Origin of the sequence: Pseudoramibacter alactolyticus ATCC 23263 (assembly GCF_000185505.1) — a bacterium.
Classification (GTDB): domain Bacteria; phylum Bacillota; class Clostridia; order Eubacteriales; family Eubacteriaceae; genus Pseudoramibacter; species Pseudoramibacter alactolyticus.
In genome coordinates this window covers 1,584,839-1,605,741 of sequence record NZ_GL622359.1, presented here as the reverse complement: position 1 = coordinate 1,605,741, position 20,903 = coordinate 1,584,839, and the positions used below count along the sequence as shown (strand labels likewise).

At 56.4% G+C, this 20,903-nt stretch carries 20 protein-coding genes; 6 read left to right on the top strand and 14 right to left on the bottom strand.

All coding sequences use genetic code 11. From position 1 onward, the window contains the following. Positions 1 to 100 precede the first annotated feature (100 nt). Positions 101 to 1,291 (bottom strand): sn-glycerol-1-phosphate dehydrogenase, encoded by a 1,191-nt coding sequence (locus tag HMPREF0721_RS07680; RefSeq protein ID WP_006599107.1) that lies wholly within the window; start codon positions 1,289 to 1,291, stop codon positions 101 to 103. A gap of 58 nt (positions 1,292 to 1,349) precedes the next feature. Next, on the bottom strand, positions 1,350 to 2,300 hold the full coding sequence (locus tag HMPREF0721_RS07675) for a sugar-binding transcriptional regulator (protein ID WP_040639988.1): 951 nt from the start codon (positions 2,298 to 2,300) through the stop codon (positions 1,350 to 1,352). A gap of 485 nt (positions 2,301 to 2,785) precedes the next feature. Here HMPREF0721_RS07675 and HMPREF0721_RS07670 point away from each other — a divergent pair, with 485 nt between their 5' ends. Next, positions 2,786 to 3,808 carry an OB-fold protein gene (locus tag HMPREF0721_RS07670; protein ID WP_156788718.1) on the top strand — a complete coding sequence of 341 codons (1,023 nt, stop codon included), beginning with the start codon at positions 2,786 to 2,788 and terminating at the stop codon, positions 3,806 to 3,808. A 61-nt stretch (positions 3,809 to 3,869) separates the two neighbouring features. Here the strand turns inward: HMPREF0721_RS07670 and HMPREF0721_RS07665 are convergent, their stop codons facing one another. Continuing rightward, a complete protein-coding gene (locus HMPREF0721_RS07665; RefSeq protein ID WP_040639987.1) occupies positions 3,870 to 4,910 on the bottom strand; it encodes an NAD(P)H-dependent glycerol-3-phosphate dehydrogenase in 1,041 nt (346 codons plus the stop codon). A 165-nt stretch (positions 4,911 to 5,075) separates the two neighbouring features. Here HMPREF0721_RS07665 and HMPREF0721_RS07660 point away from each other — a divergent pair, with 165 nt between their 5' ends. Further along, a complete protein-coding gene (locus tag HMPREF0721_RS07660; protein ID WP_006599103.1) occupies positions 5,076 to 6,095 on the top strand; it encodes a sugar-binding transcriptional regulator in 1,020 nt (339 codons plus the stop codon). 39 nt (positions 6,096 to 6,134) lie between these two features. On the opposite strand, the gene HMPREF0721_RS07655 is transcribed toward HMPREF0721_RS07660, so the two are convergent. From HMPREF0721_RS07655 to accB, 11 genes are all read right to left on the bottom strand, one after another. Beyond that, positions 6,135 to 6,581 (bottom strand): MarR family transcriptional regulator, encoded by a 447-nt coding sequence (locus HMPREF0721_RS07655; protein WP_006599102.1) that lies wholly within the window; start codon positions 6,579 to 6,581, stop codon positions 6,135 to 6,137. 56 nt (positions 6,582 to 6,637) lie between these two features. Next, positions 6,638 to 7,084: a 3-hydroxyacyl-ACP dehydratase FabZ gene (fabZ, locus tag HMPREF0721_RS07650; protein WP_006599101.1), complete on the bottom strand. Its 447-nt coding sequence runs from the start codon at positions 7,082 to 7,084 to the stop codon at positions 6,638 to 6,640. 1 nt (position 7,085) lies between these two features. Then, the gene (gene fabF, locus HMPREF0721_RS07645; RefSeq protein ID WP_006599100.1) at positions 7,086 to 8,330 is read right to left on the bottom strand and encodes a beta-ketoacyl-ACP synthase II; all 1,245 of its coding nucleotides are present in this window, start codon (positions 8,328 to 8,330) and stop codon (positions 7,086 to 7,088) included. Positions 8,331 to 8,354: 24 nt separating this feature from the next. Then, complete coding sequence (gene fabG, locus HMPREF0721_RS07640) at positions 8,355 to 9,113, bottom strand: 3-oxoacyl-[acyl-carrier-protein] reductase (RefSeq protein ID WP_006599099.1); 759 nt, start codon at positions 9,111 to 9,113, stop codon at positions 8,355 to 8,357. A 25-nt stretch (positions 9,114 to 9,138) separates the two neighbouring features. Continuing rightward, positions 9,139 to 10,062 carry an ACP S-malonyltransferase gene (fabD, locus tag HMPREF0721_RS07635; protein ID WP_006599098.1) on the bottom strand — a complete coding sequence of 308 codons (924 nt, stop codon included), beginning with the start codon at positions 10,060 to 10,062 and terminating at the stop codon, positions 9,139 to 9,141. A gap of 24 nt (positions 10,063 to 10,086) precedes the next feature. Then, positions 10,087 to 11,022 (bottom strand): nitronate monooxygenase, encoded by a 936-nt coding sequence (locus tag HMPREF0721_RS07630; protein ID WP_006599097.1) that lies wholly within the window; start codon positions 11,020 to 11,022, stop codon positions 10,087 to 10,089. A 65-nt stretch (positions 11,023 to 11,087) separates the two neighbouring features. Next, the gene (locus HMPREF0721_RS07625; RefSeq protein ID WP_006599096.1) at positions 11,088 to 12,044 is read right to left on the bottom strand and encodes a beta-ketoacyl-ACP synthase 3; all 957 of its coding nucleotides are present in this window, start codon (positions 12,042 to 12,044) and stop codon (positions 11,088 to 11,090) included. Then, positions 12,041 to 13,036, bottom strand: coding sequence for an acetyl-CoA carboxylase carboxyltransferase subunit alpha (locus tag HMPREF0721_RS07620; protein ID WP_006599095.1), 996 nt, complete (start codon positions 13,034 to 13,036; stop codon positions 12,041 to 12,043). The genes HMPREF0721_RS07625 and HMPREF0721_RS07620 overlap by 4 nt, the downstream gene beginning before the upstream one ends. A gap of 13 nt (positions 13,037 to 13,049) precedes the next feature. Then, positions 13,050 to 13,919 carry an acetyl-CoA carboxylase, carboxyltransferase subunit beta gene (gene accD, locus HMPREF0721_RS07615; protein ID WP_006599094.1) on the bottom strand — a complete coding sequence of 290 codons (870 nt, stop codon included), beginning with the start codon at positions 13,917 to 13,919 and terminating at the stop codon, positions 13,050 to 13,052. Further along, a complete protein-coding gene (gene accC / locus HMPREF0721_RS07610) occupies positions 13,916 to 15,310 on the bottom strand; it encodes an acetyl-CoA carboxylase biotin carboxylase subunit (RefSeq protein WP_006599093.1) in 1,395 nt (464 codons plus the stop codon). Before accC ends, accD begins: the two co-directional genes overlap by 4 nt. Positions 15,311 to 15,313: 3 nt before the next feature. Further along, entirely contained in the window at positions 15,314 to 15,775 is a 462-nt protein-coding gene (gene accB, locus HMPREF0721_RS07605) for an acetyl-CoA carboxylase biotin carboxyl carrier protein (RefSeq protein WP_006599092.1), read from the bottom strand. A 705-nt stretch (positions 15,776 to 16,480) separates the two neighbouring features. On the opposite strand from accB, the gene HMPREF0721_RS07595 reads away from it, so the two are divergent. From HMPREF0721_RS07595 to HMPREF0721_RS07580, 4 genes are all read left to right on the top strand, one after another. Continuing rightward, the gene (locus HMPREF0721_RS07595; protein ID WP_040639986.1) at positions 16,481 to 17,665 is read left to right on the top strand and encodes an acetyl-CoA C-acetyltransferase; all 1,185 of its coding nucleotides are present in this window, start codon (positions 16,481 to 16,483) and stop codon (positions 17,663 to 17,665) included. A gap of 29 nt (positions 17,666 to 17,694) precedes the next feature. Next, a complete protein-coding gene (locus HMPREF0721_RS07590) occupies positions 17,695 to 18,471 on the top strand; it encodes an enoyl-CoA hydratase-related protein (RefSeq protein ID WP_006599088.1) in 777 nt (258 codons plus the stop codon). 76 nt (positions 18,472 to 18,547) lie between these two features. Then, on the top strand, positions 18,548 to 19,393 hold the full coding sequence (locus HMPREF0721_RS07585; protein ID WP_006599087.1) for a 3-hydroxyacyl-CoA dehydrogenase family protein: 846 nt from the start codon (positions 18,548 to 18,550) through the stop codon (positions 19,391 to 19,393). 194 nt (positions 19,394 to 19,587) lie between these two features. Continuing rightward, positions 19,588 to 20,547 carry an NAD(P)H-dependent glycerol-3-phosphate dehydrogenase gene (locus HMPREF0721_RS07580; protein ID WP_006599086.1) on the top strand — a complete coding sequence of 320 codons (960 nt, stop codon included), beginning with the start codon at positions 19,588 to 19,590 and terminating at the stop codon, positions 20,545 to 20,547. The last annotated feature ends 356 nt before the right edge of the window (positions 20,548 to 20,903 follow it).

Here is a 20,903-nt window from a genome sequence, read left to right as displayed (position 1 = left end):
TTAAGAATGACGTTTACAGCTCAATGTAATCGTACACCCACTGCGGCGGATTGGCCACAGCGGGCAGAAAATTTAGGCGATTGGATCGTGAATTTTAGTCTTAGTCGTAGTATTCGGCGGTGATTTTGTCGGCGATGGTTTCGAGGCGGCCGTGCTCTGCGGCGAATTCCATCACGGAATAGCGCGGGCGCACCTTGTAGCCGCCGATGAGGCTGGCGCGGAAGAGTTCCCGGGACAGGCCGATGTCTTTCGGGGTGACCGGCGCGCCGCCGCTGGCCAGCAGCTTTTCAATTTCTTCGTGGGATGGGCAGAGGGCGCCGGTGCCTTCCGGCAGGATATCCGCGAGTTCTTCAAAGAAGCGGGCGATGACCGGTGTGGCGACGCCGACTTGCAGGCCGTGGTGGATCGGGTTGAGACCGCGGGCGATGTAGTCCATTTCCCAGAAATGGGAGAGCATGTGTTCGGCGCCGGAGGCCGGGCGGGAGATTTTAATGAGCGCCATGGCCACCCCGGTTAAGGTCAGCGCTTCAATCAGATATTTGATGGCCTCTTCATCGCGCTTGGGCAGCAGATCCGCTTTGGCGAAGCATTTTTCCAGCGCGCGGTTCACCAGCTCGACACAGGTGTCGCAGCGGTAATCCCCTTTGACCTTCACGGCCAGATCCCAGTCGGCGATGGCGGTGATCTTGCCCACCACGTCACCGAAGCCGGCGGCGATCAGTTCCTGGGGGGCATCCTTCATGATATCGGTGTCGCCGATGACGCCGTAGGCCAGATGGGCCGGATAGGAAATTTTGCGGCCGGCGGCCATCAGCGGCGCGCCGTCAGACACATAGCCGTCCATTGAGGGCGCGGTGCCGACGATGATGTAGGGCAGGTGGCAGTGGAAAGAAACGTATTTGCAGGAGTCGTTGATCGAGCCAGAGCCGACGCCGACAATCAGTCTGGTGTCTTCCGGGGTGGGGCCGGAGAGCTCCTGCAGGATGCGCCCGACGACAGATTCATCCGGAACGAGCACGTCGTCGCCGCGGTCAAAGAGGAGCTCCTTGACGTTAAATCCCGCATCGGCCATCAGTTGATGAGCCTTTTTACCGGCGGCTGCGTAGGTGTTATTGTCATACACCATCAGGATTTGTCCTTCCTTGAAGGGTGCCGCGATTTCCGGCAATTTTTCGATGGCGCTGCTGCCGATGGCCACGTCGTGGATGGAAAAATTGTGGTGCTTGCCGCACGAGCAGTCAAATTCCGTGCGCGCCATGTCGTTAATGGGCAGATTCAGGATTTCGTTCATGGGTTTCTCCTTTGAGCTAAAAATACTAAAAATTGAAAAGACGAATGGAAAAAATATATTAATTGTTCTGCGCCAGCTCTTTGGCGCAGTCAATATCGGTGATGAGGGTGTTGATGTAACGCCCGTTGATGGCTCCCTTGATGGCAGGGACTTTTTCGAGGCCGGTGGCGATGCCGATGGCGTGGGGCACTTTGCGCAGTTTCTTGATTTCGATGCCGATGACGGTGTTCTGCTTTTTGAAAGGGGTCGTGCTGCCGCCCGCGTCGTAAAACTGCATACAGATGTCGCCGATGACGCCGACAGACTGCATGTGTTTCATCTCGGCGTCGGTGTAATAGCCCGTCGCCATGATGGCGGAGCTTTTATTGGGGGTGCCGATGCCGACGATGGCCACGTCCAGATCGTCGCACTCCCGAATGACCCGGGAAATGCTGGCTTCATTTTGGAATTCACTGCGGATGGTGCGGTTGGCAACGCGCGCCGGCGCGTGCATGGGAATGAATTTGCCGTCGAACTTGCGGGCCAGCGCCTCGACCAGGGAGTTGGAGTGGAGTTCGCTGCGCAGATGTCCCATGCCGCCGATCAGCGGCACGAAAAAAACGTTTTTGGCTGTGGCATCGTGAATATGTTCGGCGACTTCAAAAAGGGTAGAGCCCATCGAAACGCCGACGACGTTGTGGTCTTTGATGATGCGGGTGAGATAATCGGCGGCCACGCGGCCCAGCTCTTTCTTTTGGGTCTCGGGATTGCTTTTGTGATCGACGACGATCACTTCTTTGAGGTTGTAGATGGTTTCGATGGCGTGTTCAAGTTCGACATAATTGGTCGATTCGAGATTTTTAATGGAAATGGTCACAATGCCGCTGTCCTTGGCATTGCTAATGATACGGGAAATGGTCGGGCGGGATAGGCCCAATTTGGACGAAATGGTCTTTTGATTCATATCCTGATTGTAGTACATGTCACAGATTTTAATCATGAGACGTTCGTCATCGACTATTTTTTTCATGAATTTCTCCGTATCTGAAAATCGTTGTTTGCTTGGAAAGATAATAGATGAAAACATTTTAAGACAATTTCATTATAGGAGGATTGCAAGTGGATGTCAAGCTGATTTTTACAAATATTCTTAAACCTAATAGAAATAATCGAAATAAAGATAAAATATCTCGATAAATAATAAATATGTTTATTTTTGTAAAAATAAAGATGAATTTGGAATGCAAAAATTACATCTGTTTATCAGAGAAAGAATACAGATTTTATTGACATCCAATACCCCTATAGGTATAATGGTAATGTGCTGAAGCACACGATCCATCCCGAGCGATCGGGATCCTAATAAGCGCAAAAGATGCCGGGGTTCACCTGCCGGCACCTTTTGCGTTTTTTGGTTAAAAAAGGAGCCGAAGATAAGAAAAGTTGCTAAAACTATTGTTTGAAAACATTATCGATGATATGATTAAAAAGATAAAATTAATAGAGGGGAACCGCATGAAAAAACGTTTAAAGGCCAGAGGATCTGCAGAACTCTGGATGACCAATAGTCTGGCTGCTCTGGAATCAGCGGGCTTTGACGAGATCATGGCGGATCGCAGCCGGGGGGTAATCACAGCCGCCGCCGAAGGAGAACCTATCGAGATGCACATTGCAGCCGCAGGCGATCGAACGGAAATTTTAATGATGGGCTCCGAACGGGGAATGGCTGTTTACAAAAAGGCGGTGGCCCGGGTTTTTGCCGGGCAGCCGGTGACGAAACAGTTTTCCGGCCTTTCGGAGCCGGATCAGGTGATGGCTGAAGGACAGGGAGACTCCGATTCACAGGCGACTGCTGCGGATACGGGTAATGACGTGTCGATGGAATCGGATCCGCCAGATCTGCTCGCTTGGGATGAAACGGCATCAGATGGATCTGCTCAGCCGAGAGGCGACGCGCTGGTGGTTCCGGCAGCCCCGCCCAAAGAAGTGGTGGTGGAGGATAAAGCCCGGGTAACGGCGGAAAAACTAAAGCCGGTGTCGGGTGCAGGCGATCAGCCCAAACGTTCTCATAACTGGATCTACCCGCTGATCGTATTGGTGGTGATCGCCGCCGCCGCGTTTGCGGCCTGGCAGATCGGTCTGCTCGACGGTGTTCTGGGGCAGAAAAAAGCGGCGACGCCCAAGAAAAAGAAAGTCACCCAAACGGAACCAACCTACACCAAGGTGACGGCCGGTGATTTGCTTAAACAATGGCTGAACGATGCGACCGCTGCTGAAAAACAATACGAAGGCAAGCCCCTCGAGATTACCGGGGTGATCAAATCCATCGATCCCTACGGGTCCAATTTCAAGGTGACGGCCAGTGATTTCCAATACGGGGCGGACATTACCTGCTGGCTGACCAAGCGGGAAGACCGCGACGCGATCGCGAAAAGTCAGGTCGGGAAGCCCATTACTGTGAAGGGGACGGTTGATGATGTCGGTTCGGGGTTTGGTTATGATATGAAAACGGTGGACAGCTTTACCATCGGTCCGTGATGGCCGATTGGGCGCAAAAAAGCAGCTCTCACGAGCTGCTTTTTTTATAAGCGGTTTAGGCTTAAAGCACGGTTTCCGTTTCGAAGGCCTTCCACGGGATGTTGACGGGTTCGCCGCCGTTGATGATGGCGTCGACGTGGAGAAGCAGGGGGAAGTCGGCCGCGTTCACCTTGCCGGCGGTCACCAGCTTTTTCACGGCACGGGCCGTGCGGGTAGCGATGACGATGGATTCGAGGGTGACTCCGGCCAGTTCGGCCATGGCGTCTTCAAAGCTCAGGCCCTGGCCGAGCAGGGTGCCGATTTTACGGGTGCGCCCGCCGAAGACGGTGACGTAAAGGTCGCCGGCGCCCAAAACGATATTGTCGTCCCCGCCGCCGACCAGGTTCAGGAGTTTGCGCATTTCGCGCACGCCCTGGCCAAAGAGGGCCGCCTGGGAGTTGTAGTGCAGAACGCCGATGCCCTCGCGTTTTTCGGCCAGGCCGACAGCCAGGGAGACGCCCAGCGCATAGGCGTTTTTCAGAGCGACGGCACACTCCACGCCGACGACGTCTGTGGAGAGGCTGACGTGATAATAATCGGTGGTGAACAGGCCTTTCAGGTAGCGCAGGGTTTCGATGTCGCGGCCGCAGAAGGTCACGGCGGAGTCGTCCTTATCGGCCAGCTCGTAGCTGGTGCAGGGGCCGCCGATGGCGTTGATGTTCAGCTTGCTGCCGGCTTCGGTGCTTTCCCAGAATTCGGGATAGGTCTGCATGGAGCCGTCTTCCTGGTCGATCATGCCCTTGGTCACGGAGATCAGCGGCACGTTCTGCGGGATGTTGGGGAGCACTTCTTCGGCGAACCAGTCGACGCCGAAGCTCGAGACGCCGCCGAGAATCGCGTCGGCGCCGTCGATGGCGTCGCGCATTTCTTCAACCTGATAATAGTGGATGCCGTTGTGCAGGGTGCGCTTTAAGGTGATGTGGAAATTGTCGCGCCGCAGGCCGTCGATGATGTCGCGGTCGAGGGGCGTGCCGACAAGCCGGACTTCATGGCCGTTTTCGAAAGCGGGAAACGTGAGGGCAGATGCCATTTGACCGGCGCCGATAAAAGTGATGGTTGCCATAAATTTGCCTCCTGAAAGCATTTGAAATCAAAAAAGGGGTGCGGTTTGTCGATCGTTTGCGATCGCCGTTAATGGTATTATAGGAGGCGCGGTGAACGGTGTCAAATAAATTTCATATTATGGGAGAAATCCCAAAACGATGAATTTTGGTTCAGTGAAATCACGATGCGCGGATTATTTTGCAGGGATAAACGAGAGGTGGAAGATGCCGACAGGAAAGATCAATATCGGGCGAATCAAATTCTGCGGGTGGCCAAACTGCATTACGAACTGCATTTGAGCCAGATTGAAATCGCCCGGCGGGAGCATTTGTCCAAGTCGACGGTGAGCCGGTTGATTAAGGCCGCGTCAGACAGGGGGATGGTGCAGATTGCGATTGTGGAGCCGAAGCACAGCTTCACGGCCATCGAGGATGCCCTGACTGCGCGTTTTGGGCTTAAAAAAGCGACGGTGCTCCCCGATGTGGTGGGCAATCGGGATATTCTGCGCCGGGATATTTGTGCGGCGTTAGCGGAGGATCTGGGCCGCGTGGTGGCAAACGGCTCGGTGGTGGGGGTTGCCTGGGGCAACACGATGTCGACTTTGGGGAAGGTGCTGTCTAAGACGGACCACCAAGGCGTCTCGGTGATCCAGCTCAACGGCGGCTTATCGAAGGCGCTTTATGAAACCGGGACGGCGGCGGTGGTCCGGGATTTTGTGGACGCCTTAAACGCCGAGGGATATTTGCTGCCGGCACCGGCGCTGGTGGATACCCCGGCCATCGCTGGCGCGATTAAAAGCGATTCGTCGGTCAACCGTATCCTAACGCTGGCGGCTCGCTGTGATGTGGCGGTGTATTCGGTGGGGGCGATGGGGCAGGGCACGGCGCTCTATCAGATGGGCTATTTTGCGCCTGCGGCCTACGATCGCCTGTGCAGGCGCGCGGTTGGCGATATTTGCTCTCATTTTGTGGATGCGGCCGGCCAAGTGGCGGATCGGGCGCTGGACGCTCGGGTGGTCGCAACGCCGCTGGCGACGATCCGGCGTGTCCCGAGCAAGCTGGTGGTGGCAGCCGGAACGGAAAAGGCCGCCGCAGTGCTGGCCTGCCTGCACGGCGGGATGGCTGATTATCTGTATATCGACAAGTCCCTGGCGGCGGAAATTTTGCGGCTTGATGCGGCGAAAAATAAGTCTTCGGAAAACTAAAAAACAGCGCTGATTCGCTCAGCGCCGTTTTTTAGTGAATTATTTGGCGGGAAAAGGCTTGACCAATTCTTCGTTGATCGTGGTTAAAAGCTCGTTGAGCTTTTCGAGTTCGTGGGTCGGGAAATGCTCGCCGATGCGCTTCATGGTTTCGTCATAGCCGCTCCTGTTCATCGCGTGATAGCGCATGTATTTTTCGGTGGGCTGCAGATAGTATTCCCGTTTATCCCTGGGGGATTGAATTTTCTCGAGATAGCCCTTGGCGATCAGGTGATGGATTTTATAGGTCGCGTTGGGGGAAGAGATATTCATGAAATTGGCAAACTGGGCAATGGTGGGATGATCCAGCGTATAGATGGACTCCATGCAAAAGGATTCGGTGATGGACAGACCATTGTCCTCGCGGTTGGTGTGCAGGGCCATTTCCCGGTAAAAATACAATTTGAGTTTGCGGTAAATTTCATCCAAAGGTTTTTCAAATGCGTTCATTGTCGTGCTACCTCTAAAAATTGTAAAAGAAAAAAAGTGCAGAAAAAATGTGTCGATTAGGCCGGATCGGAAAGGGCGAAGGTAATTTCGGCGCGGCAGGCGAGTTTGCCGTCGACGCGCACGGTGCCCTGACCGGTGCCGACCGACCCGCGCATGCCGGTGATTTCGGTTTCGATGGTCATCACGTCGCCGGGCGTCACTTGTTTTTTGAAGCGGGCGTTCTTAATACCGCCGAAGAAGGCGAGTTTGCCGCGGTTCTCCGGCATCGAAAGCAGGGCGATGGCACCGACCTGAGCCATCGCCTCCACGATGAGCACGCCGGGCATCACCGGATAACCCGGGAAGTGGCCGAGAAACTGCATTTCATTGGCGGAGACGCACTTGATGCCGCAGGCCCGCTCGCCGGGGATGTGATCGGTGATGCGGTCCACCAGCAGAAAGGGATAGCGGTGGGGCAGGATCTGCATGATTTCGTCGATGGTTAACGGACGGGGTTCGGTCATGTCAGTCCCCCCATTTTTTCATAACGACGACGGCGTTGTGTCCGCCGAAGCCCAGCCCGTTGGACAGGGCGTAGCGCAGATCGGCCGCGCGGCCTTTGTTCGGCACGATATCGAGATCGCATTCGGGATCCGGCGTGCGGTAGCCGATGGTCGGCGGGATAAAGCCGTCGCGCAGCGCGCAAAGGGTAAAGATCGCTTCAATCGCGCCGGTGGCCCCCAGCAAATGGCCTGTCATGCTTTTGGTGGAGCTTATGGCCAGGGCCTTGGCATGATCGCCGAAGACGCCTTTGACGGCTTTGGTTTCAATGGCATCGTTCATGCTGGTGCTGGTGCCATGGGCGTTGATGTAGTCGATGGCGTCCGGTGCGATGTCCGCATCGCTCAGGGCCTTTTGCATGGCGACGATGGCGCCGCGGCCTTCCGGCTGGGGAGCGGTGATGTGGTAGGCGTCGGTGGATGTGCCGTAGCCCACAACCTCGCCGAGGATGGCGGCGCCCCGGGCTTCGGCATGTTCCAGGGATTCGAGGATCAGCGCGCCGGCGCCCTCGCCCATAACGAAGCCCGAGCGATCGGCGTCAAAGGGCATGGAGGCGCGGTCCGGATCGTTGGTGGTGCACAGGGCCTTCATGCTGGTGAAGCCCCCGATGCACAGCGGTGTGACGCTGGCCTCTGCCCCGCCGGCCATCATCACGTCGGCATAGCCGTCGCGGATCTGGCGGAAGGCGTCGCCGATGGCGTTGTTGCTCGAGGCGCAGGCGGTGACGACGCAGGTGCTGTAGCCCTGAAAGCCGTAGGCGATGGCGATTTGTCCGGCGGCCATATTGGCGATGCTCGACGGTACGAAGAAGGGGGAAACCCGGTCGAAGCCTTTGTCGCGCCCTCGGTCCTGGGAGTCGGCGATGGTGCCGATGCCGCCGATGCCGCTGGAAAAAATCACCCCGCAGCGGGTGGGATCGGCCTCGCGGGCCATATCGAGTCCGGCAGCTGTCATGGCTTCGTGGGCGGCTACCATGGCAAACTGGGTGAAGCGATCCATGTGACGGGCATCCTTGCGGCTGATAACCGGATTGATGTCCAGGTCTTTCACTTCACCGGCAATCTGCACCTTCAAATCGCCGGCGTTGAATTGGGTGATGGGGGCGATGCCGTTTTGTCCGGCTTTGGCCGCGGCCCAGCTGGCCGCCGTGTCATTGCCCAGCGGGTTGACCGTCCCCATCCCGGTGATGACAACACGTCTTTGATTCATAAAAAGTCCTTTCGTCTTGAATGCTTAAACGGCCATGCCGCCGTCCACCGCCAAAATCTGACCGGTGATATAACCGCTGTCCTCGTCTGCGAGGAAGGCTACCGCGTGGGCCACGTCCTCCGGGGCACCCAGGCGCTTCAGGGGGATGTCCCCAGCGGCGTCGGCCTTTTGTTCGTCGTTTAAGGCGTCGGTCATGTCCGTCTCGATAAAGCCCGGTGCCACGGCGTTGGCGGTGATGCCCCGGCTGGCCAGTTCTTTGGCGACGGATTTGGTCAGGCCGATGATGCCGGCTTTTGAGGCGGCATAAGCCGTCTGGCCGGCATTGCCCCGCAGCCCGACGACGGAGCTCAGATTGACGATGCGCCCGTAGCGCTGCTTCATCATCAGGCGGGAAACCGCTTTGGTGCATAAAAAGGCCCCGCGCAGATTGGTGGTGATCACGGCGTCAAAATCCTCGGGCTTCGTCATCATGATGAGGTTGTCCCGGGTGATGCCCGCGTTGTTGACCAGCACATCGATGCGGCCGAATTCTTTCTTGATGCGGGCCACCATAGCGGTGACGGCATCCGCGTCGGCGACATCGGCCTGAATGGCTATTGCTACAACGCCGGGGTTGGTGTCCCGGCAGGCGATGACGGTTTCGGCGGCGGCGGTTTCGTTGCCGGCGTAGTTGACGACGACGTTGAGTCCTTTGGCGGCCAGCGCCAGGCAAACGGCTCGGCCGATGCCCCGGCTGCCGCCGGTCACCAGGGCCGTGCGGATTTCTGTTTGATGTTCGCTCATAAATTCTCCTTTGGCCAGCGGCCGATTAAGCTAAAACAGTTTTCAACGCTTCGATATCATCCGCGGTTTCCACCCGCAGGGGCTTGGTGCCGCGCAGGGTTTTCTTGACAAAGCCAGAAAGGGCTTTGCCCGGACCGATCTCCACAAAAGTATCGACGCCCAGGTCGGCCATCTTGCGGATGGTCTCTTCCAGATAGACCGGGCTTTGCACTTGTTTTTCGAGCAGCTCGGGGATGCTCACACCCTCGGGTTTGACGTCGCCGAGGGTGTTGAAGAGCACCGGGATGCGGGGTTCGTTAAAGGGGATCGCCCGGAATTTCTGGGCCAAGGCGTCGCCGGCCGGCTTCATAAAGCTCGTGTGGAAGGGGCCGGATACGGCCAGCGGCACACAGCGGCGCGCGCCGGCGGCCTTGGCGAGTTCGCAGGCGCGGTCGACGGCAGCTTTGTCGCCGGAGATGACGACCTGCCCCGGACAGTTGAAATTGGCCATTTCCACCACGCCGGCCGAGGCGGCTTCGGCGCAGACAGCGGCGAGGGCATCGCGGTCGAGATTCATCACGGCGGCCATGCCCACATCGAGCCCTTCAGAAGCCTTGGCCATGGCCTGTCCGCGGAAGGCAATGAGGTCGAGGGTGGTGGCGGCGTCCCAGACGCCGGCGGCGTAGAGCGCCGAGTATTCGCCGAGGGAAAGCCCTGCAGCCATGTCGGGCACAATGCCGACTTCCCGCAGCACATTGGTTACACCGATGGCAAAGGCGACCATGGCGGGCTGGGTATAGGCCGTTTGATTGAGCTTTTCGGCCGGGCCGTTAAAGCAGAGGGCCTTCAAGTCGAAGGGCAGTTTCGCTTCATCAAAAACTTTGGCAAAAGCCGGATAGCGTTCGTAAAGATCGGCGCCCATGCCGACGTGCTGTGCGCCTTGGCCGGCGTATAAAAATGCGATGGTCATAAGTTCTCCTTGGGATTTAACGATTTAAACAAGGGTTTGCAGCCGGGCGATCACATCCCGGGACTCGCGGTCTAAGGATTCGAAGATGTCGGCCAGCGGGCGGATTTCGTGCACCAGGCCGGCGATCTGCCCGGCCATCAAGCTGCCGTTTTTCACGTCGCCGTCGCGCACGGCCCTGCGCAGGCTGCCCAGGGTAAATTTTTCCAGCGCTATCAAATCAGCGCCGGCGGCTTCTTCCTTCAGATAGGCCTTGGTCATCTGATTTTTGAGAACGCGCACCGGGGCGCCGGAGCTTCGCCCGGTGACGACGGTGCTGCGATCCTTGGCCTTGAGCACGGCCTGTTTGTAATGCTCGTGAATCGGGCATTCCTCGGAGGCGAGCAGAACGGTGCCCAACTGCACCCCGGCCGCGCCCAGCGCATAGGCCGCGGCAACGCCCCGGCCGTCGGCAATGCCGCCGGCGGCGATCACCGGGACATCCACCGCGTCAGCCACCTGGGGCACCAGGGCCATCGTGGTGATGTCGCCGACGTGACCGCCGCTTTCGGTGCCTTCGGCGACGACGGCGTCTGCGCCTTCGGCAACAAGGCGGCGGGCCAGCGTGGCGGAGGCCACCACCGGGACCACCAGAATGCCGGCGGCTTTCCAATCGGCCATGTATTTGCCGGGGTTGCCGGCGCCGGTGGTAATGACGGGAATTTTTTCCTCGATGGCCATGCGGGCGATGTTGTCCGCGTCAGGGTTCATGAGCATCAGGTTCAGACCGAAGGGATTATCCGTCAGAGAGCGGCATTTCCGGACTTCTTTGCGGATGGTTTCGGCGTCGAGCCCGCCGGAAGCGATAAGGCCGAGCCCTCCCGCATTGGAGGATGCAGCGGCAAAGCGCCCGGTGGCGATATTGGCCATGCCCCCTTGAATAAAGGGATAGCGCGTGTGCAGCAGCGTATTGATTCGTTCCATAAAATTCCTTTCAAGTGCAGTCGATGGGCATCATGTGTGTGATGCGAAAAGCGAGGGTTTGGCGGTCATCCTTCCGGGCCGCGGTAGGTGATGGCGGTGCCGCCGTAGGTCAGGCCGCCGCCGAAGCCGGCGAGCAGCAGCCTCGCGCCGGGTGCAATGCGCCCTATCTGGACCAATTCGTCCAGCGCCAGCGGAATGCTCGCACCGCTGGTGTTGCCGAAATGGTCCAGATTCTGATAAAACTTTGCGGGATCGGCCTTGAGTTTTTTCACCGCGTGATTGATGATCCGGCTGTTGGCCTGGTGGCAGATCACCTGGTCGATATCGTCCAGCGTCTGACCGCTCATGGCGAGCATGTGGCGGATGATCCTCGGAATGATGCGCACGGCAAAACGGAATACCGGCCGGCCGTCCATCGTGATGTGGCCGTCGGGATTGCCCGCGCCGGGCACGCCGATGGCCTCTGCGTATTCGGCGCCGAGCCAGCTATGAAAAACCGCGTCGGGATCGGCTTTAACGATCGCCGCGCCGGCCCCGTCGGCAAAGAGCACGCAGGTGGTGCGGTCGGTCATGTCCGCGGAGCGCGAGAGCGATTCTGCGCCGATCACCAGAGCGTAAGGTCGGTCGCTGCCGGCGGTGACGAGCCCCTGGGCCACGCGCAGGGCATAAATAAATCCGGTACAGGCCGCACCGATATCGAGGCTGGGCATGTCCGTCGGCAGTTCCAGCGCCGCGGCGACTTTGTTGGCCGTGCTCGGGGTCATGGTGTCCGGGGTGATGGTGGCGACGATGCAGGCCCCGATTTGATCCGGCGGGATGCCCGAAGCCTGAAGGGCACGCCAGCCGGCCGTGATGGACAGGCTGGTGGTGCTTTCGTCTCCGGAGATGAAGCGGCGGCGGCGGATGCCGGTGCGTTCGGTGATCCACTCGTCGCTGGTGTCGACCAACCGGGCCATGTCGTCGTTGGTGACCACCTTCACTGGGGTGGCCGAGCCGGTCGCAATGATGTTGATGCCGTTCATGCGTCTCCTTTCTTGGATGCCGTTTTGGGCGTCGTTGCTCCGTAGGCGCGAAACCGGGCGTAGCGTTTGTTTATTAATTCCGAAGCGCTCATTTTATTCAGTCCCTTCAGTTCTTCGGCTAATACCCTGTCGAGGGCGGTATAAACCGCGCCGGGGTTGCGGTGGGCGCCGCCCAAAGGTTCGCGGATAATGCGGTCGGCCACCTTGAGATCCTTCAGATCCCGGGCGGTGAGCTTCATTACCGAGCACGCCTCGTCACTGCGGTCGGGATCCTTCCACAGGATGCTGGCGAAGCCCTCGGGACTCAGGATGGAGTAGATGGCGTTTTCGAGCATGATGACGCGATTGCCCACGCCGAGAGCCAGGGCACCGCCGCTGCCGCCCTCACCGGTGAAGACGGCGATGATGGGCACCGGCAATCGGCTCATGACGGCCAGGTTTTTCGCGATGGCCTCGCCTTGTCCGTTTTCCTCGGCTTCTTTGCCGGGATAGGCCCCTGCCGTGTCGATGAAAGTGATGATCGGCCGCTTAAATTTGGCGGCCTGGCGCATCAAACGCAGGGCCTTGCGATAGCCCTCGGGGCAAGGCATGCCGAAATGGCAGGCCAGGTTTTCGTCGAGGGTTTTACCCTTGCGGGTGCCGATGACGGTAACCGGTTGCCCGTGAAAGCGGGCGATGCCGCCGTAGATGCTCGGATCTTCCCGAAAGAGGCGGTCGCCGCGCTGTTCAAAAAAATCGGTGAACAGATGATCGACGTAGTCCACGACGCCGGGACGCCCGGTGTGACGCGCGAGGAAAACCCGATCGGCGGGATCGGGATGGGCGCAGAGGTGGAGAAGCTCGGCGCGATCCCGTTCAAACTGCCGGCGCTGGATGACCTGAGCCGGCGTGATGGGGTCGCCAATGTCGGCGAGGCGCTGATCGAGGTGATCGATGCGGCTTTCCAGCTCCCGCAGGCTGATTTTGGATTTATCCGTGCTTGTTGATTTCAACCGTGATTCCTCCTCAGGTTTTATGCAATCCCAGCAGCTGGCTTAACGTGTCGCGCATGGCATCCCGAGGAACGATCTGATCCACAAAACCGTGCGCCTGCTGAAATTCCGCGCGCTGAAAACCTTCCGGCAGCTGTTCGCCGATGGTCTGCTCGATCACCTGGGGGCCGGCAAAGCCGATGAGGGCGCCGGGCTCCGCCAGGGTGATGTCGCCGAGCATGGCAAAACTCGCCGTGACGCCGCCGGTGGTCGGATGGGTGAGGCAGACGATAGTCAGACCGCCTTTTTGGGAAAAGCGTTCCATCGCCGCCGAGGTTTTGGCCATCTGCATCAGCGAGATGATTCCCTCCTGCATGCGGGCGCCGCCGCTGGCGCAAAAGAGAATCAGCGGCCATTTCTTTTTCGTGGCGTACTCGATGGCCTGGGTGATGCGCTCGCCGACGGCGGAGCCCATGCTCCCCATAAAAAAGCGGGTATCCATCACCGCGACGACGACGCTGACGCCGTCGATTTTGCCCTGGGCCGTGGCAACGGCCTCGGTGGAGCCGGATTTTTGGCGCTGCGCCTTGAGCTTATCCGGATAACCGGGGAAGTGCAGCCAGTCAAAAGGCTTGATGCTGCGGCCGAACTCCCGGATGGTTCCGGGGTCGAGCACGAGCTGGAGCCGATAATGGGAGCCGATGGGAAAATGGTAACCGCAACGGCAAACGTGCAGATTCTTTTCCAATTCGTCGAGGGTCAGGGCGTGACCGCACTGGGGACAGAGGGTGGTTTGCTGCTGGACGGGGATGGCGTCGGGCATCGTGGTGATGCTGCGGCGTTCCCGCATCGCTTTTAGATTGAAGATTTCCTGTTTGCGTTTTTGGAAAGGATTCTTGCTCATTGATTCACCTCGATGGGATCGAGTCCGGCACCGACGCGGTTCCATTTCATCAATTCATCCATTTCGCTTTCGAGAAAGCCGGTGTTGTAATTGCCGCGCACAAAAACCGGATCGTGCAGAATCAGATAGCACAGCTCGACCGTGGTGGGGTAACCGTCGATGACAATCTCTTCCAGGGCGCGGCGCATGCGCTGAATGGCCTCGAGGCGGTTGGCCCCGTGGGCGATGACCTTGGCGACCATGCTGTCGTAAAAAGGGCTGGGATTGTAGCCCACATAAAGCGCCGATTCGACGCGGATGCCGCAGCCGCCGGGAAAGTGCAGAAAGTTGGTTTTCCCCGGGGAGGGGCGAAAGCCGTTCATCGGGTCTTCGGCATTGATGCGGCACTCGATGGCCCAGCCCCGCTGGCAGATATCCGCCTGCTTGTAGGCAAGGGTCAGCCCGGCGGCCACGCGAATCTGCTCGCGCACCAAATCGACATCGCAGACCATTTCGGTCACGGGGTGTTCCACCTGAATCCGGGTGTTCATTTCGATGAAATAATAATGAAGGTCATCGTCCATCACGAATTCGATGGTGCCCGCGCCTTCGTAGCCGGCGGCCCTGGCGGCTGTCACGGCGGCGTCTCCCATGGCGGCGCGCACTTCCGGCGTCAGCAGATGAGAGGGGCTTTCTTCCATGAGTTTTTGGTTCTTGCGCTGAATGGAGCATTCGCGCTCGCCAAAATGAACGACGTTGCCTTTGCTGTCGGCCATCACCTGAAATTCGATGTGGTGGGGATTAACGATGAGCTTTTCGACGTACATTTTGTCGTCGCCAAAGTTGGTCATGGTTTCGGATTGGGCTTCGGCGAAGAGCGCGGCGAAATCCTCCGGTTTGTCGACCCGGCGCATGCCCCGGCCGCCGCCGCCGGCACTGGCTTTGACGAGCACGGGGTAACCGATTTTTGCCGCGATGACCGCGCCGGTTTCAATATCTACATTGCCGTCGCTGCCGGGAACCACCGGCACGCCGCTTTTTTGCATCAGGCTGCGGGCTGCCGATTTGTTGCCCATCTGGCGGATAACGTCGCCGGTGGGCCCGATAAACTTGATCCCTTCCGCCGCGCAGCGATCCGAGAAGACGTCGTTTTCCGACAGGAAGCCGTAGCCCGGATGGATGGCGTCGCAGCGGGTGGCGATGGCCACTTGCAAAATAGCGTCCATATTAAGGTAGCTTTGGCCGGCCTGGGGCGGGCCGATGCAAACCGAGCGGGTGGCCAGCTGCACGTGAAGCGCGTCGGCGTCGGCGCTGGAATAAACCGCGACGGTTTCGATTTCCATTTCCCGGCAGGCGCGGATCACGCGGACGGCAATCTCTCCCCGGTTGGCGATTAAAATTCTTCGAAACATGGATTACAGCTTTCTAACACGCATCAAGGGTTCGTCGTAGGCGGCGAGCTGCCCGTTATCCACGAGGATTTCTTCGATTACGCAGTCAAAGGGGGCCGGAACTTCGCTCATCATCTTCATCGCTTCAATCAGGCCGATGGTTTCGTTCTTTTTTACCGACTGGCCGACGGTGACATACGGCGGATCATCGGGAGAAGCGGCATGATAAAAAGTGCCGACTAGTGGCGCGTTGATGGTGTCGCCCCGCACGGGAGTGGATGTTTGATCGTCGGCCGGTACTGCACTTTGGACAGCCGGTGCCGCAGCGGCGGGGGCCGGCTGCGGAGCGACGATGGTTTCAGTTTTGGGCGCGTAGGCTTCGGCCTTTTTGAGCGACAATTCGTCGTCGCCCAGCTTGATCGTCATTGATACCGATGCACTTTGCTCAAAACGATCAATCAAATTTAAAATATCCTTTAACTCCATAGAACCTCCGAAATGTAGGTGCACTTTCTCATCACGTTACTCTGACAGAAAAGCTTAGCTAAAAATTTTTAGTCATTATATCACTGGTGAAAAATTTTCACAAGCAGCAATTATTGGTGGCAATTTTAACCCTTTCATAAATTATTATGCCTTTGGCAAACGAAAAATGAAAGCAATATAAAAAATGATTTTCATCAGCGATGGCAGTAGAGCTTGCATCGTGATTCAATATGCAATTGATCAAATCAAACAGCTAAATTATATCGCGTTTTAGAGTAAAAAACTATTAAAATTTAAAATTATTTTAATAATGTTATGTTTCAAGGCAATGCGTGCAGTAAAAGGCGGCGGAGGAGTATAAGGGAATGGCCTTGAGTGTTTTAAAAAACAAAAATCGGATAGACAATCAGCGAAAACATGATAAAATAAAAGTACGATATTATGTAAACTATCACAATATTGTTGAATTATTTCAAATTATGATGCAAAGCATATCGAAATGGCGAAAGGAGGAATGTGTGCGTGAAGTTGGTCCGACCAATTTTGAAAAAATCCTTAAAGGACCATTCAGATAGGGGGATAATATTGTTATCTTCTTGACAAGAAAGAAAAATGTGATATGATTGTTATATATTTAACAGGTTATCAACACAGCCCTGTTAATTGGTTTTAGCATTCACAAAAATAGTGATGGAGGGAAATTTTATGGCTAAAGAAGTTGTTGTTGTTAGCGGTTGCCGTACAGCGATTGGTTCCATGGGCGGTTCTTTAAAGAACACACCGGTTGTCGAATTGGGATCGACGGTCATCAAAGAAGCGATCAAACGCGCGGGTATCAAGCCGGAAGATGTCGATGAAGTGCTGATGGGGTGTGTTCTTCAGGCGGCCCAAGGGCAGTCTGTTGGGCGTCAGGCAGCGGTTTACGCCGGCATTCCGGTCGAAAAACCGGCTTTGACCCTGAATAACCTTTGCGGTTCCGGGATGAAGTGCGTCAATCTCGCTGCTGATATGATTATGGCCGGCGATGCCGATGTCCTGGTTGTCGGCGGGATGGAAAACATGACCAGAGCGCCCTATGTGGTTCCGAATGGCCGTTATGGTTACAGAATGGGACCTGGTGAATTCCTGGATACCATGATTTGCGATGGTTTGGAAGACACTTTCAACCACTATCACATGGGTATGACAGCTGAAAACATTGCTGAAAGATATAACCTGACCCGTCAGGAATGTGATGAAATCGCCGTGATGTCTCAGGAAAGAGCTGTGGCCGCCATCGACGCCGGCAGATTTAAAGATGAAATTGTCCCGGTTACCATCAAACAGAAGAGAAAAGAAGTGGTCTTCGATACCGACGAACATCCGCGCCGCGGCGTGACTTTGGAAGGCATCAGCGGCTTGCGTCCGGCTTTCAAAAAAGACGGTGTGATCACCGCGGCTAACGCTTCCGGGATCAACGACGGGGCTGCGGCTTTGGTCATCATGTCTGCAGAAAAAGCGGAAGAACTCGGTGTGAAACCGCTGATGAAATGGATCGGCGGGACATCTGCCGGCTGCGAACCGGAAGTCATGGGCTTAGGCCCGATCTATGCCGTTCGCAAACTTTGGGAACGCACCGGTCTTTCCATGGACGATATGGATCTGATCGAACTGAACGAAGCGTTCTCCGCTCAGGCGTTGGCCTGCATCCGCGATCTGAATGTCCCGATGGATAAATGCAACGTCAATGGTTCCGGGATTGCTCTGGGTCACCCGGTAGGCTGCACCGGCGCGAGAATCGTTGTCTCCCTGATGTATGAAATGGCGAAGAGAAGCTCTAAGAAGGGCTTGGCTTCCCTCTGTGTCGGCGGCGGCATGGGCGTTGCCTCTGTTTGGGAAAACCTACAGTAATCACATTTTAACCAGGAAAGAAGCGAATCATGAGTTTTGTTAAATACGAAGCGAAGGATCTGATCGGGATTATCACCATCGATCGTGAAAAAGCTTTAAACGCGTTGAATTCTCAGGTGCTGGACGATCTGGAAGCCGTGGTGGACGCGGTCGACTATGATGCCATCCGCTGCCTGATTATTACCGGCGCTGGCAGCAAATCCTTTGTCGCCGGGGCGGACATTGCCGAAATGGCCGACGATAATAAGGCCGAAGGCAGAGCCTTTGCCGAACACGGCAACAAATTATTCCGGAAGATCGAAACCCTGCCGATCCCGGTGATCGCGGCGATCAACGGTTTTGCGCTGGGCGGCGGCTGTGAACTTTCGATGGCCTGCGATATTCGCCTGGCAGCGGACAATGCCGTTTTCGGGCAGCCGGAAACCGGCCTCGGCATCACGCCGGGTTTTGGCGGCACACAGCGCTTAATGCGCCGCATCCCGGTGGGCATGGCCAAGGAAATGATCTATGCCTGCAACAATATCAAGGCGCAAGACGCTTTGAAGTGGGGACTGGTCAATGCGGTTTATCCGCAGGAAGAACTGATGCCCGCCGCTGAAAAACTGGCTGGCAAAATCGCCAAGAACGCTCCGATCGCCGTCCGCATGTCCAAAGCGGCTATGAACGAAGGCATCGAAGTGGATATGGATCAGGCGATCGGCATCGAATGCGATCGTTTCTCCGAATGCTTTGAAACAGCCGACCAGAAGGAAGGCATGACCGCATTCCTCGAAAAGAGAAAGCACGAACCGTTCCAGAATAAGTAATCCGTCACGACGATAAAATGCGGGGAAATCACAATGATTTCCTCGCCTTTGGTATTTTGAATTTGGAGGTAAGTTAATGAAAGTTGGCGTTATTGGTGCAGGCACCATGGGAGCTGGCATTGCCCAGGCATTTGCCCAGACAGATGGTTACGAAGTTGTTCTTTGCGATATCAAACAGGAATTTGCCGATGGCGGAAAAGCCAAAATTGACAAAAACCTGAGCAGAAGCGTCGCCAAAGGCCGCATGGAACAGGCAAAAAAAGATGAAATCATGGGCAAGATCGTCACAGGTCTGGTTGAAAAGGATCTGGTTGGTGACTGCGACCTCATTGTCGAAGCCATTCTCGAAAAGATGGATCTGAAACACGAAATGTTCCAGAATCTGGATAAGATCTGCAAACCGGAATGTGTTTTCGCATCCAACACCTCTTCGCTTTCCATCACGGAAATCGGTCAGGGCGTCGAACGCGACGTGATTGGCATGCACTTCTTCAATCCGGCTCCGGTTATGAAGCTGATCGAAGTGATCGCCGGTTACAATACGACCGACGAAACCGTCGAAAAAATCAAAAAGATTTCGGAAGAAATCGGCAAGGTGCCGGTTCAGGTTCAGGAAGCGGCCGGCTTTGTCGTCAACCGCATTCTGGTGCCGATGATCAATGAAGGAATTGAAATCTACGCGGCGGGAACCGCTTCTGCGGAAGATATCGACACTGCGATGAAACTTGGCGCAAACCATCCGATGGGGCCGCTGGCTCTGGGCGATTTGGTTGGCCTCGACATTGTGTTGGCCGTTATGGAGGTGCTCCAGGCTGAAACCGGCTCCGATAAATACGCGCCGGCTCCGTTACTGCGCAAGATGGTGCGCGCCGGTGCGCTTGGCGTTAAGACAGGCCACGGTTTCTACGACTATACCAAATAAGACCATTCGGTCTTCTAAAAACACCTGCTTTCCGGATGGAAGGCGGGTGTTTTTTCGTGCGTGGTCACCTGTGAAGAACGACCGGCCAATATCTGAATCGCGGGCAGAAAAAATGGCCGCGGCGTGATGTGATCAGGTATTCGCGGTTATAATGGGAGCAAGTGAGAAGACACGAGAGAGGAGTGTGTTAAATAATGAAGATCAGTGTTTTAGGATGTGGACGATGGGGGAGCTTTCATGCCTGGTATGCGGATCGCCTTGGACACGAGACGTTGCTCTGGGGGCGGCCGGGATCGGCGCGGCTTGAAGCATTGCGGGCCACCCGGCACAACGATTATCTGGATCTGCCCCCTTCGGTAACGTTGACAGATGATCTGACAACGGCCCTGTCGGGATGCGACCTGTGCATCATCGCCATCAGCGCGCAGCAGCTGCGCGCCTTCGCGGGGGATTTGAAGCGCACCGGCGTTTCGCTGGCGATGCCTTTTGTTTTGTGCATGAAGGGGCTGGAAATCGGCAGCGGCAAACGTCTGACCACAGTCATGCGCGAGGTGCTGGGGCCGCGGGTCCGTGTGGCGGTCTGGGTTGGGCCGGGACACGTGCAGGATTTTGTGCAGGGGATGCCCAACTGCATGCTGATGGCATCGGAAGACGGGACGTTGACGCGTCAGCTGGTGGCGGCGCTGGATGGCCCGCTCATTCGGTTTTATTACGGCCGGGACCTTCTGGGAATTGAAGTCGGTGCGGCGGCCAAAAATGTCATGGGGATCGCGGCGGGGATGCTGGACGGCCTGCATTTGTCGAGTCTGAAGGGGTCGTTGATGGCGCGGGGGACTCACGAGCTTTCAGTGTTGATCGCAGCCCTGGGAGGCGATGCCCAGACGGTGTACGGACTGAGCCACCTGGGGGATTACGAGGCGACGCTGTTTTCGGCACACAGCCATAACCGACGCTTCGGCGAGGATTTTATTTTGGGCAGAGCCTTTGACAAGCTGGCGGAAGGGGTTTACACGACAAAGGCCCTGCTCGATCTGTCGGCGCAAGTGGGCGTGGAGCTGCCTATCACCCGGGCGATACAGGCCATTGTGGCGGAAGACGCCGATCCCCGGCAGGAGCTGGAAAAATTATTTTTGCGTGCAACCAAAACAGAATAGCAGCCAGTCAAATATCGGTCCCTGTTGCATGACGGGGATTTTTTATTGGCAAAAATCGCCTTCGGCGGGGATCGTCACGGCAAAGGCGCGTGACGGACAAGTTTATCTTAATAAAAACTTTAATTTTAGACGGGCGCGGTGAAAAAGCTATCTGGAATAAAAAGCGGCGATTAAAGGCAAGGATTGAAAACGATACAATCAGAAACGGTCATCATTGAATGAAATGTCGAAGAAATGGGAGAGAAAAAGGTCAAAGTGATGAAAATTATGACAGTTTGGGCACGAACCATGACAGTTGATGGCGATCGGAAGATTGCTTTCATCAAGTTTCAACCGCTAAATGGATAAAAAACCTC

What these genes read in the sequence shown, in the direction of transcription:
- HMPREF0721_RS07680 (WP_006599107.1), bottom strand. Translation starts at nt 1,291, where the DNA reads ATGAACGAAATCCTGAATCTGCCCATTAACGACATGGCGCGCACGGAA.
- HMPREF0721_RS07675 (WP_040639988.1), bottom strand. Translation starts at nt 2,300, where the DNA reads ATGAAAAAAATAGTCGATGACGAACGTCTCATGATTAAAATCTGTGAC.
- HMPREF0721_RS07670 (WP_156788718.1), top strand. Translation starts at nt 2,786, where the DNA reads ATGAAAAAACGTTTAAAGGCCAGAGGATCTGCAGAACTCTGGATGACC.
- HMPREF0721_RS07665 (WP_040639987.1), bottom strand. Translation starts at nt 4,910, where the DNA reads ATGGCAACCATCACTTTTATCGGCGCCGGTCAAATGGCATCTGCCCTC.
- HMPREF0721_RS07660 (WP_006599103.1), top strand. Translation starts at nt 5,076, where the DNA reads ATGCGCGGATTATTTTGCAGGGATAAACGAGAGGTGGAAGATGCCGAC.
- HMPREF0721_RS07655 (WP_006599102.1), bottom strand. Translation starts at nt 6,581, where the DNA reads ATGAACGCATTTGAAAAACCTTTGGATGAAATTTACCGCAAACTCAAA.
- fabZ (WP_006599101.1), bottom strand. Translation starts at nt 7,084, where the DNA reads ATGACCGAACCCCGTCCGTTAACCATCGACGAAATCATGCAGATCCTG.
- fabF (WP_006599100.1), bottom strand. Translation starts at nt 8,330, where the DNA reads ATGAATCAAAGACGTGTTGTCATCACCGGGATGGGGACGGTCAACCCG.
- fabG (WP_006599099.1), bottom strand. Translation starts at nt 9,113, where the DNA reads ATGAGCGAACATCAAACAGAAATCCGCACGGCCCTGGTGACCGGCGGC.
- fabD (WP_006599098.1), bottom strand. Translation starts at nt 10,062, where the DNA reads ATGACCATCGCATTTTTATACGCCGGCCAAGGCGCACAGCACGTCGGC.
- HMPREF0721_RS07630 (WP_006599097.1), bottom strand. Translation starts at nt 11,022, where the DNA reads ATGGAACGAATCAATACGCTGCTGCACACGCGCTATCCCTTTATTCAA.
- HMPREF0721_RS07625 (WP_006599096.1), bottom strand. Translation starts at nt 12,044, where the DNA reads ATGAACGGCATCAACATCATTGCGACCGGCTCGGCCACCCCAGTGAAG.
- accD (WP_006599094.1), bottom strand. Translation starts at nt 13,919, where the DNA reads ATGAGCAAGAATCCTTTCCAAAAACGCAAACAGGAAATCTTCAATCTA.
- accC (WP_006599093.1), bottom strand. Translation starts at nt 15,310, where the DNA reads ATGTTTCGAAGAATTTTAATCGCCAACCGGGGAGAGATTGCCGTCCGC.
- accB (WP_006599092.1), bottom strand. Translation starts at nt 15,775, where the DNA reads ATGGAGTTAAAGGATATTTTAAATTTGATTGATCGTTTTGAGCAAAGT.
- HMPREF0721_RS07595 (WP_040639986.1), top strand. Translation starts at nt 16,481, where the DNA reads ATGGCTAAAGAAGTTGTTGTTGTTAGCGGTTGCCGTACAGCGATTGGT.
- HMPREF0721_RS07590 (WP_006599088.1), top strand. Translation starts at nt 17,695, where the DNA reads ATGAGTTTTGTTAAATACGAAGCGAAGGATCTGATCGGGATTATCACC.
- HMPREF0721_RS07585 (WP_006599087.1), top strand. Translation starts at nt 18,548, where the DNA reads ATGAAAGTTGGCGTTATTGGTGCAGGCACCATGGGAGCTGGCATTGCC.
- HMPREF0721_RS07580 (WP_006599086.1), top strand. Translation starts at nt 19,588, where the DNA reads ATGAAGATCAGTGTTTTAGGATGTGGACGATGGGGGAGCTTTCATGCC.